The sequence below is a fragment of the Roseivirga spongicola genome (genome assembly GCF_034376045.1).
In the GTDB taxonomy this organism is placed as follows: Bacteria; Bacteroidota; Bacteroidia; order Cytophagales; family Cyclobacteriaceae; genus Roseivirga; species Roseivirga spongicola.
This window is the reverse complement of the sequence record NZ_CP139724.1, coordinates 59,333-75,451: the sequence shown is the minus strand read 5'-3', so window position 1 is coordinate 75,451 and position 16,119 is coordinate 59,333. Positions and strand designations below refer to the sequence as shown.

Annotated in this window: 14 protein-coding genes; 8 read left to right on the top strand and 6 right to left on the bottom strand. The window is 39.8% G+C overall.

Annotation, left to right across the window (positions count from 1 at the left end; genetic code table 11):
• Positions 1–24: 24 nt before the first annotated feature.
• Both hisB and T7867_RS00325 read left to right on the top strand, forming a co-directional pair.
• On the top strand, positions 25–1,122 hold the full coding sequence (gene hisB / locus T7867_RS00330) for a bifunctional histidinol-phosphatase/imidazoleglycerol-phosphate dehydratase HisB (RefSeq protein ID WP_288341961.1): 1,098 nt from the start codon (positions 25–27) through the stop codon (positions 1,120–1,122).
• Between the two features lie 21 nt (positions 1,123–1,143).
• The gene (locus tag T7867_RS00325; RefSeq protein ID WP_322299730.1) at positions 1,144–2,067 is read left to right on the top strand and encodes a hypothetical protein; all 924 of its coding nucleotides are present in this window, start codon (positions 1,144–1,146) and stop codon (positions 2,065–2,067) included.
• Between the two features lie 178 nt (positions 2,068–2,245).
• Here the strand turns inward: T7867_RS00325 and T7867_RS00320 are convergent, their stop codons facing one another.
• Positions 2,246–3,613 (bottom strand): SPFH domain-containing protein, encoded by a 1,368-nt coding sequence (locus T7867_RS00320; protein WP_068219979.1) that lies wholly within the window; start codon positions 3,611–3,613, stop codon positions 2,246–2,248.
• Between the two features lie 87 nt (positions 3,614–3,700).
• Positions 3,701–4,048, bottom strand: a complete 348-nt coding sequence (locus T7867_RS00315) for a DUF3052 domain-containing protein (protein ID WP_273515824.1) — start codon at positions 4,046–4,048, stop codon at positions 3,701–3,703.
• A gap of 280 nt (positions 4,049–4,328) precedes the next feature.
• Between T7867_RS00315 and guaA the strand changes: the two genes are divergently transcribed.
• The 3 genes from guaA to hemL are packed head-to-tail and all read left to right on the top strand — an operon-like array spanning position 4,329 to position 8,969.
• Positions 4,329–5,858, top strand: coding sequence for a glutamine-hydrolyzing GMP synthase (guaA, locus tag T7867_RS00310; RefSeq protein WP_273515825.1), 1,530 nt, complete (start codon positions 4,329–4,331; stop codon positions 5,856–5,858).
• A complete protein-coding gene (locus T7867_RS00305; RefSeq protein ID WP_273515826.1) occupies positions 5,858–7,675 on the top strand; it encodes an ABC transporter substrate-binding protein in 1,818 nt (605 codons plus the stop codon). The genes guaA and T7867_RS00305 overlap by 1 nt, the downstream gene beginning before the upstream one ends.
• Position 7,676: 1 nt before the next feature.
• The gene (gene hemL, locus T7867_RS00300; RefSeq protein ID WP_322299729.1) at positions 7,677–8,969 is read left to right on the top strand and encodes a glutamate-1-semialdehyde 2,1-aminomutase; all 1,293 of its coding nucleotides are present in this window, start codon (positions 7,677–7,679) and stop codon (positions 8,967–8,969) included.
• A gap of 6 nt (positions 8,970–8,975) precedes the next feature.
• Here the strand turns inward: hemL and T7867_RS00295 are convergent, their stop codons facing one another.
• The 4 genes from T7867_RS00295 to T7867_RS00280 form a co-directional block, all read right to left on the bottom strand.
• Positions 8,976–10,139, bottom strand: coding sequence for a DUF3667 domain-containing protein (locus tag T7867_RS00295; RefSeq protein ID WP_322299728.1), 1,164 nt, complete (start codon positions 10,137–10,139; stop codon positions 8,976–8,978).
• Between the two features lie 116 nt (positions 10,140–10,255).
• A complete protein-coding gene (locus T7867_RS00290; protein ID WP_322299727.1) occupies positions 10,256–10,891 on the bottom strand; it encodes a hypothetical protein in 636 nt (211 codons plus the stop codon).
• A 210-nt stretch (positions 10,892–11,101) separates the two neighbouring features.
• On the bottom strand, positions 11,102–12,268 hold the full coding sequence (locus T7867_RS00285; RefSeq protein ID WP_322299726.1) for a DUF2911 domain-containing protein: 1,167 nt from the start codon (positions 12,266–12,268) through the stop codon (positions 11,102–11,104).
• A gap of 67 nt (positions 12,269–12,335) precedes the next feature.
• On the bottom strand, positions 12,336–12,845 hold the full coding sequence (locus T7867_RS00280) for a DUF4442 domain-containing protein (protein WP_322299725.1): 510 nt from the start codon (positions 12,843–12,845) through the stop codon (positions 12,336–12,338).
• Between the two features lie 46 nt (positions 12,846–12,891).
• Here T7867_RS00280 and T7867_RS00275 point away from each other — a divergent pair, with 46 nt between their 5' ends.
• The 3 genes from T7867_RS00275 to T7867_RS00265 are packed head-to-tail and all read left to right on the top strand — an operon-like array spanning position 12,892 to position 16,105.
• Positions 12,892–14,010 carry an NAD(P)/FAD-dependent oxidoreductase gene (locus T7867_RS00275; RefSeq protein ID WP_068220003.1) on the top strand — a complete coding sequence of 373 codons (1,119 nt, stop codon included), beginning with the start codon at positions 12,892–12,894 and terminating at the stop codon, positions 14,008–14,010.
• A gap of 38 nt (positions 14,011–14,048) precedes the next feature.
• Positions 14,049–15,518 (top strand): Na+/H+ antiporter NhaC, encoded by a 1,470-nt coding sequence (nhaC, locus tag T7867_RS00270; RefSeq protein ID WP_068220006.1) that lies wholly within the window; start codon positions 14,049–14,051, stop codon positions 15,516–15,518.
• A 38-nt stretch (positions 15,519–15,556) separates the two neighbouring features.
• A complete protein-coding gene (locus T7867_RS00265) occupies positions 15,557–16,105 on the top strand; it encodes a 3'-5' exonuclease (protein WP_221405985.1) in 549 nt (182 codons plus the stop codon).
• Positions 16,106–16,119 lie beyond the last annotated feature (14 nt).

Genomic DNA, 16,119 nt, shown 5'->3' with positions numbered 1-16,119 from the left:
CGCAATGACGCACTATAACCAACCATGAAAAAAGTACTTTTTATAGATAGAGACGGAACCATCATAGTGGAGCCGCCAACCGACTATCAGGTAGATTCATTAGAAAAATTAGAGTTCTTACCTGGAGCAATTACCAACCTAAGAAAGATTGCAGAACAACTCGATTATGAGTTGGTAATGGTTACTAACCAAGATGGGTTGGGGACCGACTCATTTCCAGAAGATACATTCTGGCCAGCACATAATAAGATGCTCAAGACTTTGGAAAATGAAGGAGTTGTCTTCGATGAAATCTGCATAGATAAAACCTTTGAGCATGAAAATGCACCTACAAGAAAGCCAGGAACTGGCTTGCTTACCAAATACTTGGAAGGTGATTATGACTTAGCCAATTCTTATGTTTTTGGTGATAGAAAAACGGATATTCAACTAGCTGAAAATCTAGGGGCTAAAGCTATCTACCTTGCAGAAGAGGCGGATGAAAGAGCTGCATTAACTACAACCAGCTGGGACGAAATTTATCAATTCTTACGCTTGCCAGATAGAAAAGCTACTGTTCAGCGTACCACCAAAGAGACTGATATTCTTGTAGAACTGAACCTAGACGGTGAAGGTAAATGTGATAACAAGACTGGTTTAGGTTTCTTCGATCATATGTTAGATCAGCTAGGAAAACACTCAGGAGCTGATTTGAAAGTTCATGTTGAAGGAGATTTGCACATAGATGAGCACCATACTATTGAAGATACAGCCTTGGCATTGGGTGAAGCCTATTTGAAAGCTTTAGGAGATAAAAAAGGCATCAATCGTTACGGTTTCCTGCTTCCAATGGATGAAGCGTTGGCTCAAGTAGCAATAGACTTTAGTGGTAGGCCATGGTTAGTTTGGGAGGCCGACTTCAAGAGAGAGAAAGTTGGGGACATGCCAACCGAGATGTTTATGCACTTCTTTAAGTCTTTTTCAGATACCTCTAAGAGTAATCTAAATATTAAGGTAGAGGGAGATAATGAGCATCATAAAATTGAAGCAATCTTTAAGGCTTTTGCTAAAGCCATTAAAATGGCTGTTTCTAGAAATGAAAATGAATTAGATAAGCTTCCTTCAACCAAAGGAACTTTATAATTTCGGCCTTCATTTAAGACTATGCGCAGGGCACTAGCCATTTTTTTTGTATTCATCAGTTTTCAAGTTTCAGGTCAAGGTGTTTTAGATTGGTGGGATCAGTTGCACAATTATCCTGATGCAGCAGGTCCTGATCGGTCTAGGTACATCAACTTATCTCCTGGGTATTTAGGGCCAAATGCCATGATTATGCCCTCTTTACCTAATATGACTATCGATAACGAGTTTTGGGTACAGGCCTTAGGGCAAACTCATGCTGGTAATGGAGATAAAACACAGAACTTCTTTCTTAAGGGGAACTTCCCGTTAGCAAGAGATAGGGTAATGCTTTACATCACTAGCGTTCCCTATGAAACATGGGAGGTGACACCTGAGACTCGTGATGAAAGAAGAATGATGGGGCTCGGTGGAAAAGGTGGAAATACTGGTGATGTGGCTTATGGAGTGATATTTAAGGTTTTTCGAGAAAATCATTGGTTGCCGTTCAATTTTGGTTTTAGGCTACATACTAAAACCACTACTGGTGGAAACCTTACTAATGCGAGGTCTACCGATAACAGTCTTTACCAGTGGGAAGGAAATTTCTCTAAAACCTTGATGGAAAAAGAAGAAGAGAAGTTACTGCTGAAGGCATCTTTGGGTTTTGTTACTTGGCAAACGAACAAGAACCGCCTTCCTGGCGGTTCTAACCATAATCAGAATGATGCGCCTTACTACGGATTTGGCGTTGAGTATTTAAACAGATCGTGGTTGTTAAGTAGCGATGTAGTAGGGTATACTGGTTATTTAGGAAATAGAGATTACCCACATTTTTTTCGAACACAAGTTCAATACAGGTTTAATAGATTAGCCTTGCGAACAGAGTATAATTATGGTTTGCAGTCTTGGGACTGGAATACATTTTCTTTAGGAGTTAGGTACTACATCCTAGAGCTTCTGGATTAAGACGAGAAAATAGAGACTGTCTCAAAAGCAACTAATTTGGTCATTCACAGCTTGACTGAGAATCTCTTCAGTTCTGCAAAGCCAGTTTAGTTGATTTCCTCCCGATATGACGGCACGGAATCCGAAATGATAATTAGCTTTTAGATTAAAGAAAAAAGCGAGCCGGAGCTCGCTTTTTTTAGTTGCCACCCTTAGTGGTGGAGGTTAATTGTTTAGTCATCGCTGCACCGATTAGTGCTTCTAGTGGTGTTCCGCCTCCATCATCTCCACCACCCATTATCATGGTAGTTGGAAATTTGATTTTAGCAATCTCCTTGGCTACACCAATGGCGATTTCTTTTTCTAACTCAGCCCTCTGCTGAGGCGTCAAACCTGCCGAAACTAGTTTGGCGTTTTGATAAGACTCGGCATCGGCTTTCACTTTTTGAGCGGTTGCTTTAAGTCGCTCAGTTTCTAGCGCTATGGCAGCAAGCTTCTTATTTGTCTCTTCCTGCTTCAACTTGGTCTCAATTGAGATCAATGCTTTCACCTGCTCTTTCTCCTGAGTTACCCTCTCTGCAGCCTTATCTCGCTCACCCTCCGCAATAATTCTGGCTTGAGCATCTTTGGCAGTCTTGATTTTTTGCTGCTCCAATTGCCTTTTGGCAGATTCATCTCTTTGGGCTTCAAGTCTTTGTTTGAAGACTTGCTCCAAGATCACATCGTCTACAATCACCTGTGCTACTATTATATTGTTCTCATTTATATCGTGAGGTATCCTGATGAATTTACCATTTCCATCTTCACGCTTTTTCACTTCGTAGCGAGTTTGTACTTCTTTGATCTCACGGTTTTCTTGCTCAATTGCTGTCACAACAGTGTCTCTATATTCCGTTTTTTCTACACTGTAAGCGCCATCTTTCAATTGCTCTTCTATGGCCACCCTAAAGTCTGAAGCCGAACCAGAGATGTAGTCTTGAGCTGCAAACATGTACCCGGTGTTAGAAACAACCTCTCTCACTGTAGGTATTAAGGTGTTTTGTGCGAGGTTTTGTAAGCTACGGAACTCGATAGCCAGCTCGATGAAAGACTCCTTGTCTGCAGGTAACTGAAAACGAGTTGAAAGCTTTGTTGTAGCGGTAACTTGGTCGATGAACCGGATGGGAATGGGATCCATTTCTCCTTCGATCTCATCGGTATCTTCTCCATCGCTGACCACTTTAACATCGATGAATTTTTGCCAGGGAGTAATTTTCGCAAACCCACGAAATTTGATTCCCTCGGTCATTACTGCATCTTTCTTACCGTTAGGATACACTACAAAGTACTGGTAGCCAGGCTCTGCCCAAAAGAACAGATAAGGTACCATAATCATAAAAGCTCCAACAGCCACTATGGCTAGAGATATCCTTCTACTGAACATGAGTAGCCAGGGAGAAGCTTTAGATTTAGTTTTTATCATCTGACCGTCTTTCCCTTCTGAATATTTGTCCTCTTCAGAAAGAAATGGCCTGACAATGAGTGTTATAAGTCCAAGTAGGATAATGATTATTCCAATAAAGGTCATAGTAATAATTGGTTAAAGGTTAAACATAATTCTTCCATTCAGCCCGTACGGCTGGTGTATAGTATTCCTGAAATGTTGGGGTGGGTATTAGCGATCGGTTAGTCGGTACACAAACTTTAGTGCAGACCAGATGTCGTCAATCGCGCATACTTTTACATCAACTAGCCCTGCTTCTAGACCAGTGTGGCGAACAATCCTGTCGCTTAGGTCAGTGGGTACATTAGATGATTTCTTTGGCCAAGAAATCCAGAGCTGTCCCGTTTTCTTGAGTAAAGATTTGAGTTGTAGAATTTCCGCCCTCAGCGTATCGGCCGATTTGCAGAAGTAATGGATAGAATCTACCTCGTTTGACTGATTTTCGGAACTTACCTGAACGTTATCAGGTAGCGGCCCTAGGTCATCCCAGTAATTGCTCGGTTCATGATAGGTTTGCAAAACAAAGCCTTCCTTGATACCGAGTTTTTTTAATAAGGGTGTTCCTGAATATCCTGCTATCTTTATTTGAGATACAATTAATTATACGAATAAAGTTCTGCAAAAGTTACATATTCAGAATAATATTTTATATATTGATATATACAGAATATTGTTCTGATGGTACGTATGGTTCTTAGAGGCTCATTTTCAGTAGAATACAGGGGTGAGGAATTTTAGCTAAGAGAATAGAAATAGTTCTTTTTGTTTAGCGAATCATTGGGCTTTGTTATTTTTGCGCATGGCAGAACAGATCCTCATCCTTGATTTTGGATCGCAGTATACTCAACTAATTGCACGAAGAGTCAGAGAGCTCAACGTCTACTGCGAAATACATCCTTACAATAACCTTCCTGAAATTACAGACGATATAAAAGGAGTAATACTCTCCGGTAGCCCTTGCTCAGTGAGAGAAGAAGACGCTCCCGATGTTGATGTAGATATGTTCCGTGGCAAGGTTCCCGTTTTAGGGGTGTGCTATGGAGCGCAACTTATGGCTCAGAAGTACGGTGGTAATGTTTTGCCTTCTGAAATTAGAGAGTATGGTAGAGCGCGCTTAAGTCATGTGGACTCTCACTTCGACTTAATGAAAGAAATAAGCCTAGATTCTCAAGTGTGGATGTCTCATGGAGATACCATTAAGGAGCTTCCTGAGGGTTTCGATATTATAGCAAGTACACCAAGTGTTGCCGTGGCGGCCTACAAGGTTCAGAATGAGCTTACTTACGGTATTCAGTTTCACCCCGAGGTAACCCATTCGGAAGAAGGTAAAATACTCTTAAGAAATTTTGTGGTTCATATATGTGGTTGCGCCCAAGAGTGGACTCCAGATATTTTTGCAGAGACTACAATTGCTGAGTTGAAGGAAAAACTTGGAAATGATAAGGTTGTTCTTGGCCTTTCAGGCGGGGTAGATTCTTCAGTAGCGGCTGTTTTAATAAATAGGGCTATTGGCGATAATCTACATTGTATTTTTGTTGATAATGGACTGCTAAGAAAGAATGAGTTTGAGTCTGTGCTTGAGTCTTACAAAGGCATGGGTTTAAATGTGAAGGGGGTAGATGCCAAGCAGCAGTTCTACGATGCTTTAGAAGGCATTACCGATCCGGAAGGGAAAAGAAAGGCCATCGGTAGAGTATTTATTGAAGTTTTTGATCAAGAGGCGCACAAGATTCAAGATGTAAAATGGTTAGGTCAAGGAACAATTTATCCTGATGTAATTGAATCTGTTTCTGTGAAAGGACCTTCAGCTACAATAAAATCGCATCACAACGTTGGAGGTTTGCCTGAGAAGATGAATCTAAAGGTGGTTGAGCCGCTGAATACACTTTTCAAAGATGAGGTGAGAAACGTTGGTAGAAGTCTGGAAATTGACCCGAATATATTAGGTCGTCACCCATTCCCAGGGCCAGGGCTTGGCATTAGAATTCTCGGAGATATTACACCAGAGAAGGTAGCTATACTTCAGGAGGTTGATTACATTTTTATCAACGGGCTAAAAGAAAAAGGACTTTATGATGACGTTTGGCAAGCAGGAGCTATGTTGTTGCCAATTCACTCGGTTGGAGTAATGGGCGATGAAAGAACTTATGAACAAGTAGTGGCACTTAGAGCCGTTACTTCTGTAGATGGTATGACAGCCGATTGGGTAGATCTACCTTATAACTTCTTGCAAGACGTTTCAAATGATATTATTAATAAAGTAAAAGGAGTAAATAGAGTGGTTTACGATATCAGTTCTAAACCACCGGCCACCATAGAATGGGAATAATGCAGAGATTTTTACTGGCAGTTGTTTTTGTGCTAATGAGTTTTTCAACTGCATTAGCACAAAACATTAAGCAGTTATTTGAAGAAGGAAAACAGCTTTTCGACCAAGAGCAATATGCCTTGGCTTTTGGAAAGTTTGAACCATTGACCGCTCTTACTCAAGAGAATGACATGGTGAAATATGCCTCTTTCTATTATGCGGTTTCTGCCTATAAAACTGGTGATAAAGTAATAGCCAAAAATGCTTTTAAGCAGATTGAAGGCAAATATCCTAATTGGAAGATCGATAATGAAATCGATTACTGGTTGGGCTTAATCGCCATTGAGCAGGGGCAGATTGCCGAGGGGTTTGATTACTTGGCAAAGGTTGAAGATGATAACTTTAGCTCTTCAATTCATGCGCTTAAAAAGCAGGCTGTTGATTCAATTCGAGATATTGACCGCTTAAAAGCTTTGCTGAATGATTACCCAGAAAATCTGATTGCTTCTCAACTAGCATCTGAAATGCTCCGCTTAGATGTTCAAGAACAAGATTTGGAGCTTTTGAACTCCCTTCAGGAGCAATACGACTTACAGATTTCTCTTACCTTAGACGATATTGAGGTTTCTCCAAAGAAGGAAGTTTACAATATCGGATTGTTTTTGCCTTTTGCCTATAGAGGTGATTCGGCCAGAATAGCTCAACTAGAGTCTAACTGGACCACTAGAATGTATCATGGTGCATTATTAGGTGTAGAAAAGTTAAAGAGTGAAGGCATCAATGTAAACCTGATAACTGTAGATACTCGAGATGGCAGGCAAAGGCTTGATCAGATAATTCGATCTGGAGAGTTGGATGATTTAGACTTTATTATAGGCCCAGTAACTCAGGGGGCTGTAGAGCAAATGACGCCTTTTTCTAAGGAGAAGAGAATTAATATGATCAACCCTCTTTCTTCCAATAGTGAGATTCTAGTAGAAAACCCTTTTGCTTTTTTATACTACCCAAGTAATGAGTCAATAGCCATTAGGTCTGCAGACTATGCTGTTAAGCACTTTAGGAAAAATAAGAATGCAGCTGTATTCTATTCAGGAGATGCCGATTTAGAGCGAGCTCTATTGTATAAGGAACTCCTTGAGAAAGATTCTTTTAATGTGCCAATTTTTAAGCGTGTGCCTCCTAATGAGTCAGTAAAAATTCAACAGTGGTTGGTAGAGGAACAAGAGATTGACCAAGATTCTAGCTTAGTCAATCGAATGATTGAAGAAATGGACTCGCTGAAGGCTGCTGGGGTTCAGCGTTGGCAGAAGTACTCAGAGAGGGACTTTGTAAAAGACACGCTTAAAATATTACCAGATAGCATAGGCCATGTTTTTATAGCGTCTGACTATTCTCAGCTTTCTACTAGTGCGTTAAGCGGTATTGCAGCTAGGCCAGATACCGTAGGGTTTCTTGCTTCTTCTAGGTTTTTGACAGCGGAGCAATCACTTTCTTTCGATCAACTAGAGCGTTTGAATGCGATTTTAGTGGGTAGTAATTATATGAATTACTCTACTTCAAAAGTGGCTGAGTTTAGAGAGAATTATATAAACAGATTTCTTTCAAGTCCGGTTAAAGAAGAAAGACTTGGAGATGCCTATTTGGGCTATGATATTGTAGTAACCTTTGGAAAACTTTTGCAAGAATATGGAAAGTATTTTCAGGTAGGTTTAAGGCGAAGAGATTTGATTGAAGGAGAGCTTACCGAATACTTTAGATACAGGCTTTCTAACGATAACAGATACATGCCATATTTAAGGGTTAGGTCTGCGAAGGTAGAGAAGATAGAAGATCAGTAGTATGCATCAGATTACAAAAAGCAATAACCTCTTTGAAGAGGCTCAAAATTATATCCCTGGTGGTGTTAACTCGCCAGTGAGAGCATTTAAAGCAGTTGGTGGAAATCCGATTTTCATTAAAAAGGCAAAAGGAGCTTTTATTTATGATGAAGATGGAAATGAATACATCGAGCTGATTAACTCATGGGGGCCAATGATTTTAGGGCATGCCAATGAAAAAATAGAAGAGGCTGTTCATGAGGCCGTAAAAGGCTCTCTATCGTTTGGTGCACCTACCGCAAAAGAAATAGAAATGGCCAAGACCATCTGTGAGATGGTGCCAAGCATTGAGAAAGTGAGAATGGTTAACTCTGGCACAGAGGCAACTATGTCGGCTGTTCGTTTGGCTAGGGGGTACACGGGTCGTTCTAAGGTTATTAAGTTTGAAGGTTGCTATCACGGTCATGGAGACTCTTTTCTGATAGCTGCTGGTAGTGGTGCTATTACACTGGGAGAACCTAATAGCCCAGGAGTAACTAAAGGCACAGCTAGAGATACCATCACGGTGCCTTTCAATGATATTAATAAAGTTCATGAGGCCGTTATGGCCAATAAAGATAATGTAGCGGCTATAATCATAGAGCCAGTTGCCGGAAATATGGGCTGTATTTTGCCCAATCAAGGTTATTTAGAAGCTCTTAGAAAGATTTGCGACTCTGAGGGGATTGTCTTGATTTTCGATGAGGTAATGACAGGCTTTAGGCTGTCTAAAGCAGGTGCTCAAGGTGTTTTTGATGTTCAGCCAGATTTGACTACCCTAGGAAAAATTATTGGTGGAGGAATGCCAGTAGGAGCCTATGGTGGCAAAAAAGAGATTATGGATTTTGTAGCTCCTGTAGGGCCTGTTTATCAGGCCGGTACATTGAGCGGAAACCCAGTGGCCATGGCAGCAGGGCATGCTATGTTGAATGAAATAAGTAGTGATGAGAGCTTGTATAGCGACTTGGCATTAATCACTGCTAAACTAGAAAATGGTATTCAAGCTGGTTTAGATGAGCTTGGCTTACCCTACACTATCAATAGAATAGGTTCTATGATTAGTTTGTTCTTTACCTCTGAAAAAGTGACTGACTTTGAAGGAGCTAAGAAATGTGACTTGAAACTATTTGGACAATACTTCAGAGAGATGCTCAAAAGAGGGGTCTACTTACCGCCATCACAATTTGAGTCTTGGTTTATATCTAAGTCTATTACGCCAGCATTAGCCGATAGAATTATTGAGGCCAGCAACGAAAGTCTTAAAGCCATTCACTAGTATTTATTAGTAATACCAGAAACTAATAAGTACTTCTAGTGAGAAGAAAATCTGAAGAAAGAAAACGTAGATGAAGCCAACTATGTTAAACTTTATCAGTGTCTTAAACCATTGCTGCTTGTATACTTTTAGAAAGGAAATATAGGCGTACGTACTAGTGACAACAAAGACGGCAAAGCCTAAGATGCCTCTTAGGCCTACTGCTTGTCCATCTGGAAAACTACCTTCAGTAATTAGTTTGAACATAATCAGTAGCGTTAATCCGTAGATCAAATAGGCAAAGGAGTGTATGTGCAGTGCATGTACAATATGCTTAATATATAGGTGTTTTCTCCTTACGTAAATCAGTTTTAAGATTCCTGCGAATAGAGGAATAAGAATAAACATCATTAGTGGAAGGTTGCCAAGTACAAAGCCTTTAAAGCCCTCATCATTCTTAAATATCTTTCTTACCTGCTGTTGTAGATGGGCTTCATCACTGTTGGAGAATAACTTGAAGTTTGTTTTACCTCCTTGAGTCAGGGAGTCCCAAAAAACAGAGTCGGCAATTCTATTATCACGGGCCAATCGGTGCATTTTATTAATGTAGCCTTCTTCTTTTCTATCCGGAATGGAGACAGAGCTTAAGGAAACCTTAAAATCTTCTAAGAAGTCTTCTCCATAGTCTGCATCTAATGAGTCTACTAGTTGGTCGAAAGAGGCAATATTACTGTATCGGTCCACTAAAGAGTCTTCCAATAAAGCCATTCTGGTGCTGTCGGATAACAGTTGAAGCCTACTATTGTCTTTAAGAGCCTCAATGCTAGCAGTGGTGAATTCGGCCTCTTCATCAAAAGTATTTAAGTTAATGTCTGACAGTAAATAGCTTATTGTGAAAAAGTAAAAGAGACTCATTACCAAGTAAAGCCTTACCGGATGTATGAAGTGCTTCACTTTACCTTCATGAAACCTATTGGTAAGTGCTCCTGGGTTGAATAAAAAAGGAATAAAACTATGGGCTAGCTTTGAGTCTATTCCAAAGTAGTTATCCAAAAACTCCTTGAATAGCGTGGAGAAGGTAACATTGTTGTCTGAATTAGACTGACCGCAACTTGGGCAATAGTTGTAATCTTCCTCTAAATGAGAACCGCAATTGTTGCAGGTTGTGCTTCTTCTTTGTTTGGCTTTCATGACTGGGCACTACTTGGAGCTTAAAGATAGTAGATGTAGCTATTAAGCAAAAGCACAAAAAAAGCTAATCCAGAAGAATAGCTTTTTTGTGAGTTGTGTTTAGGTGTAAGGGTACTCTAACTCCATCGTAGAGCAATTTGTGGTGTGTTGTATATTGAGTAGTTATTATTCTTTTCAACCAGATGGTTCAATTCATGATTGATGTTACTCCATAAAGCTTGGTTATGAGATAAAAAGCTCACTTTAGGTGTAACATCATCCTTTAATATGATCCTATTTCCCAACTCATCCTTTACAGTCTGATTCCAATCAAGGTTGTGTAAAGCATGTTTGGTTTTAAATAGGTTTAGAAAAATGTCTTTAAGCTGGTTGTTGTGACTCCTTAACTGAATTTGAGCAAAGAATAATTCATCTTCATAAAAGTGCATTTGAATAATACTCTTAATTCCTTTTATGCTGAATTTATAGAATAAGGTTTGTTGAGATTTGAGTGGTAGGTTTTTGTGCTGAATGAAATTTGGCTTACCAAAGAGCTTTTTAGCGTCCTTAACTGAAGCCCCAAATTCTAGTCTATAAAATCTAATTGGTTTTGCGGTGCTAAAACCTACATGGCTTGTTTCTTTATTGAAACTAAAGGCCGAAGCTACATTAAGAGCGTTTAGCGAGTGATAGAAATCCTCTTTTTCGAGATAGTATAGTTTTCTCTTCTTGCTTCTAAATATAGAGAGGCAAGGCCAGTCGGCAGTCCGCATAGTATCTGAATGTTTAGGTGTCAATTTGTCCCTAAGGACTCTGTGAAGTTAGGTAAAGAACCTTAGAAATAACAGGAGCGGACAAAGCAAAACTGGCTTCTAATTTACTCTAGAAGCCAGTTTTTGGAGTTGATCAAACCATTATTTAGTTTGAAATGCATTTATGTGTATGTGAAAAAAATGGAGGTTTCTAAGTCGATTTTTAAACTTCTATTCAAAGTTAAAATTTACATAGTAAATAGTCCTATCCCATAGCAGCTCAATGCTTCCGCCATTTTCTGTTTCTACCACTTGGATAGTAAAACCTTCAACTTCCTCGCTGTTTTCTTCCCTCATCATGGGTACTCGCATTAGGTCTCTACTTTCATCGTAAGACTGACCGTTTTGTCCTGTTTGTTTATTTATGATTAAGGTGCCACCATTTTCTTCAGGAATGCTGAACAAGGTGTATTCACCTGCTGGTACTTTATTTCCTGCAATGTAAATGTCTTTGGTGGTAGAGAAGTGGCTCGCGCTATTGGCTCCCGTTCTCCAATGTTCACCATAAGGAACAATTCCACCAAAAATTGTTCTCCCTCTCTTTTGAGGCGAACCAAAAGTAACTTTGAAGTCGGATCCGCCAAAGCTAGTTTCCATCTCTTCAGCCGGACTAAGTGTGCCAAACGGAGAGCCTTTTTTGTCGATTTCGATATACTTCTCTGTTAACATCTCAAAGTCTAGATCAGATACTCTTTCAACTATCAGTTTTCTGGTAGTCTCTTTGGCATCTAACCAGGTCATGTTGCCCTTATTATCGGTTTGTACATACATGTAACCTCTAGACGGGTGTCTCAGGGTATATTCGTTGTCTGCAGTTCTATGAATGATGAAATCAGACGCTCTTCTGCCAGTCAATAAGTATTGATGAATTGAATCTTCTGCAGATAAGTGTGCTCGGTTGAAGGCGATGTCATAAGGCCAATGTACCATATCAATAAATGGTAAATAAGTATTGTCATTGAGCATTGAGCTTCTGACCATTCCGTTTCTTCCTTCACTTTCAGAGACTAAGCTGTCTCCTTCGGCTTCAATATTTTGTTTTACAGAACCGCCTACAGGGAATTCTCCAAACAGGCCTTCGTAAGCTATGGCAGTCAGCGACTTTAATTTATTATTGGTGTCCCAGCTAATGCCGTAAGAGGTTAGGCTAATTCTTGGGCTTCTTAAGACTACATCTGCCCTAAGGCTGTTTTCTTGTTTTTCTACTCTTTCAATTGCTAGAGTGTCGCTTCCTAGTCTGGTTACATAATAGAAAGTGTTGTCTATAGATTGCTCTTTTGGGCTGCAAGCGCAAAATGCAAGTCCTATAAGCAAGTAAGCTGCTAAATGCTTCTTCATAAGGTCAATGGTTTTTTATGAAGTTAGCAAGTAGGTTAAATTCGACTAAACGCTTTTACTTCAGCGGTTAAAGCTTTGTTTTCACCTTTGCCCAATCTTTTATTTGCCAATAAATATGGCCTGTAGTTAGGTGGTTTCCATCCTTATCATAGGCTTTGGGTTCACAGCAAACCACTATAGATTCTTTATCTTTCAACGGCTCTATCACTTCATTTTTGAGCCATTCTTCAGAAATTTCAAATTTGACAACCGTATCCATTTTTGCCTGATAGTGGTAGTCCATTTCCATTCTCTGCATAATGATTCTATATTTTTTAGAATCTAAGCTGTTGAGCAATACCAAACCCGAAGAGTACTCGGAAGCCGTGGCCAAGGCACAGGCATGAATACCTTTAATGTGGTTGAAGTTGGCTTTCTTATATGGAATGGATACTTCTACAGAATGGTCTCCAATATTCTTGATTTTAAAACCATGCGGTTTATTAAATGGGATCATTCTGGCTAAGCCAAAGTTCAATAATGCCAAATGCCGCTTAGATGATTTTGCGCGCTCTAATAAGGTAGATGTGTCTAACATATTTTCTGTTTGTTTGAATTTATTGATTCTTCACTAATTTCCCGTCATGCTAAGTTTTTGGGAAAAGGATTTTTTCATTGCCTATGATCATATTGTGGTGGGTAGTGGAATTGTGGGGTTATCTACTGCCATAGCTATTAAGGAAAAGCAACCGAATAGCCGAGTGCTTGTGCTAGAAAGAGGGATTTTTCCTACAGGAGCGAGTACAAAAAACGCTGGTTTTGCTTGTTTTGGTAGCTTATCTGAAATAGTGGCCGATTTAGAGAAGCTATCAGAAGAAGAGGTTTTCAATCTAGTAAAGCTTAGATGGGATGGTCTGCAGCTACTCCGCAGCCGTTTAGGTGATGAAAAAATAGACTATAAGAGCTATGGTGGTTATGAGTTACTGCGTAATGATGAACTCAAGGCACTTGATCAATTAGATAGAGTTAATAACCTGCTTCTTCCGCTTTTTGGTAAGCCAGTCTACTCTGTTGAAAACAATAGAATTAGTGACTTTAACTTCCCCAAGGAGGCCGTAGATGCTATGGTGTTTAACCCTTTAGAAGCTCAAATTCACTCAGGCATGATGATGAAAAACCTTTATCAGTATGCAGCCGAAAAGGGAGTGGAAGTTATAACAGGGGCTCAAGTAGTAGCTTTCGAAGAAAAAGGCGATGTGGTAGAGTTAGCGGTTGCAGACGGCCCAACGTTTAAAGCTCAGCAAGTTGCCTTTTGTACCAACGCCTTCTCCAAGTGGTTTTTTCCTACTATGGATATTGAGCCTGGTAGAGGTGCGGTTTTGGTTACTAAACCTGTCGATGGACTCAAAATAAAAGGTACTTATCATTATGATGAAGGCTATTACTACTTCAGAAACTATCAGGATAGGGTCATATTCGGAGGAGGAAGAAATGTAGATTTCGAAACGGAAAAGACTACCAATTTTGATGTGAATCAGCGCATTCTTGATAAGCTATTAAATGATCTGGAGCAGATGATATTGCCTAACCAAAAGTTTGAGGTAGACCACGCTTGGTCTGGTATCATGGCTTTCGGCCCCAATAAGAAACCAATACTACAAAAACAGTCAGATAGAGTAAGTGTTGGTGTGCGATTAGGCGGAATGGGTGTTGCCGTTGGCAGTAAAATCGGTTCCGAACTGGCCGATTTAATGCTCCAATAATTAAATATTGTTATCTTCAAAGCTTACCAAATACACTTATGAGTTATAAGTTTCAGAAGCCATCTCTTTTTCAGGCACTTATCCCTATTATCTTTCTTGTCATTGCACTTTTTATCAATGTTCGGATTTTTGGCGATGCAGCTCTGGATGGTTCAAATCAGATTATATTAATTCTATCTGCCGGAGTAGCTTCACTAGTTGCTCTAAAGTTAGGCATGAAGTGGAATCAGATTCAGAATGGCATTGTAAAGAGCATTAGTTCTGCCATGGCATCCATCATTATTCTACTGCTAATAGGTTCTTTGGCTGGTACTTGGTTGCTTTCTGGAATTGTGCCTGCCATGATTTACTATGGTCTTCAGATTTTGAATCCGACAATATTTCTATTTGCAGCTTGTATAGTGTGTTCTATTGTTTCCTTGGCCACAGGTAGCTCATGGACCACTGCAGCAACAGTGGGTATAGCCCTGATTGGAATTGGTAAAGCTTTAGGTTTACATGAGGGTATGATTGCCGGTGCTGTGCTTTCTGGAGCATACTTTGGCGATAAAATGTCTCCGCTTTCAGATACAACTAACTTAGCTCCAGCAATGGCTGGTACTGATTTGTTCACGCACATCCGATACATGGCCTACACAACTGTGCCATCTATTAGTATTGCGCTTATTCTCTTTTTAATCATTGGGTTTACAACAAATAGTACTGAAGGCATAGGGCAAACGGAAGCCATTTTAATGGCTATAGACTCTAAGTTTAATATTAATGGCTGGTTGTTCTTAGTTCCGCTAATGGTCATTATCCTTATAGTTAAAAAAATGCCTGCTATACCAGCCATTCTAATAGGTGCGCTACTCGGAGGAGTGTTTGCGCTTATTTTTCAGCCAGATATTGTTAAAGAAGTTTCTGGTTGGGAAGGCACAAGCAATGAAATGACATTTGTAGGGATTATGAAGTCTCTCTATGGATCCATTTCCATTGTTACAGGAAACGAAATTGTGGATGAATTACTTTCGTCTGGAGGAATGTACGGTATGCTAAATACAGTTTGGCTTATTGTTTCTGCCATGATTTTTGGTGGAGTAATGGAAGCCAGTGGTTTGCTGATGAGAATTGCTGAAGCTGTAATTTCTAAAGTAAAGTCTACAGGTTCATTAGTGGCTTCAACTGCGGCTACTACTATCTTTTTTAATGGTACTGCTTCAGATCAATATTTGGCTATTGTGGTTCCGGGAAGAATGTATGCCGATATTTATAAGAAGAAGAAATTGGCTCCGGAGAATTTAAGTAGAACCTTAGAAGATTCTGGAACAGTAACTTCGGTACTGTTTCCTTGGAATACCTGTGGAGCTTATCACAGTGGAGTATTGGGAGTAGCTACAGGAAGCTATTTCTTCTACGCTTTCTTTAACTTGATAAGCCCAATTATGACTATTGCATTTGCCTATTTTAATATTAAAATCAGAAAATTAACAGACAAGCAAGAAGCTGAAGAGCTAGAAGTTGCCTAATTATGATGTTTCCACTTTCCATAAGTAAGAATGAGGTCATGGAATTTCCCCTAAGTCACTACACGGGGAAAATAGTGGTGGCTGCAACAGAAGAACAGATAGAAAATGCTGTTAGAGAAATCAATCAGGCTGAAATAGTAGGTTTCGATACAGAAGCAAAACCTACTTTTCAAAAAGGACAAATTCGAAATATTGGATTAATTCAGGTAGCAACCGAGAATAAGGTCTTTCTACTTAGAATTCATAAAGTAGGAGTTTTAGACTGTATTCATGACCTGCTTCAGAATGAGAACATTCTAAAAATAGGGATAGGACTGAAAGATGATTATAACCTTTTAGACCGACTAAGATCTTTTGAGCCGAAAGGCTTTTTAGACCTCAATGACACCATGGAAGAGCTTGGAGCCGAAAGCATTGGAGCTAGAAATTTAGCTGCAATGATTTTAGAGATTCGGATTTCCAAATCGGCCCAAACGTCTAACTGGGAGGTGGAAGAGCTTACCCAAAAACAGCTCAATTATGCGGCTACAGATGCTTGGATTTGTCTGGAGATATACAAGAAGCTAGAGGGCTGGGGGTATATCTAATCCTAAACCTTTAG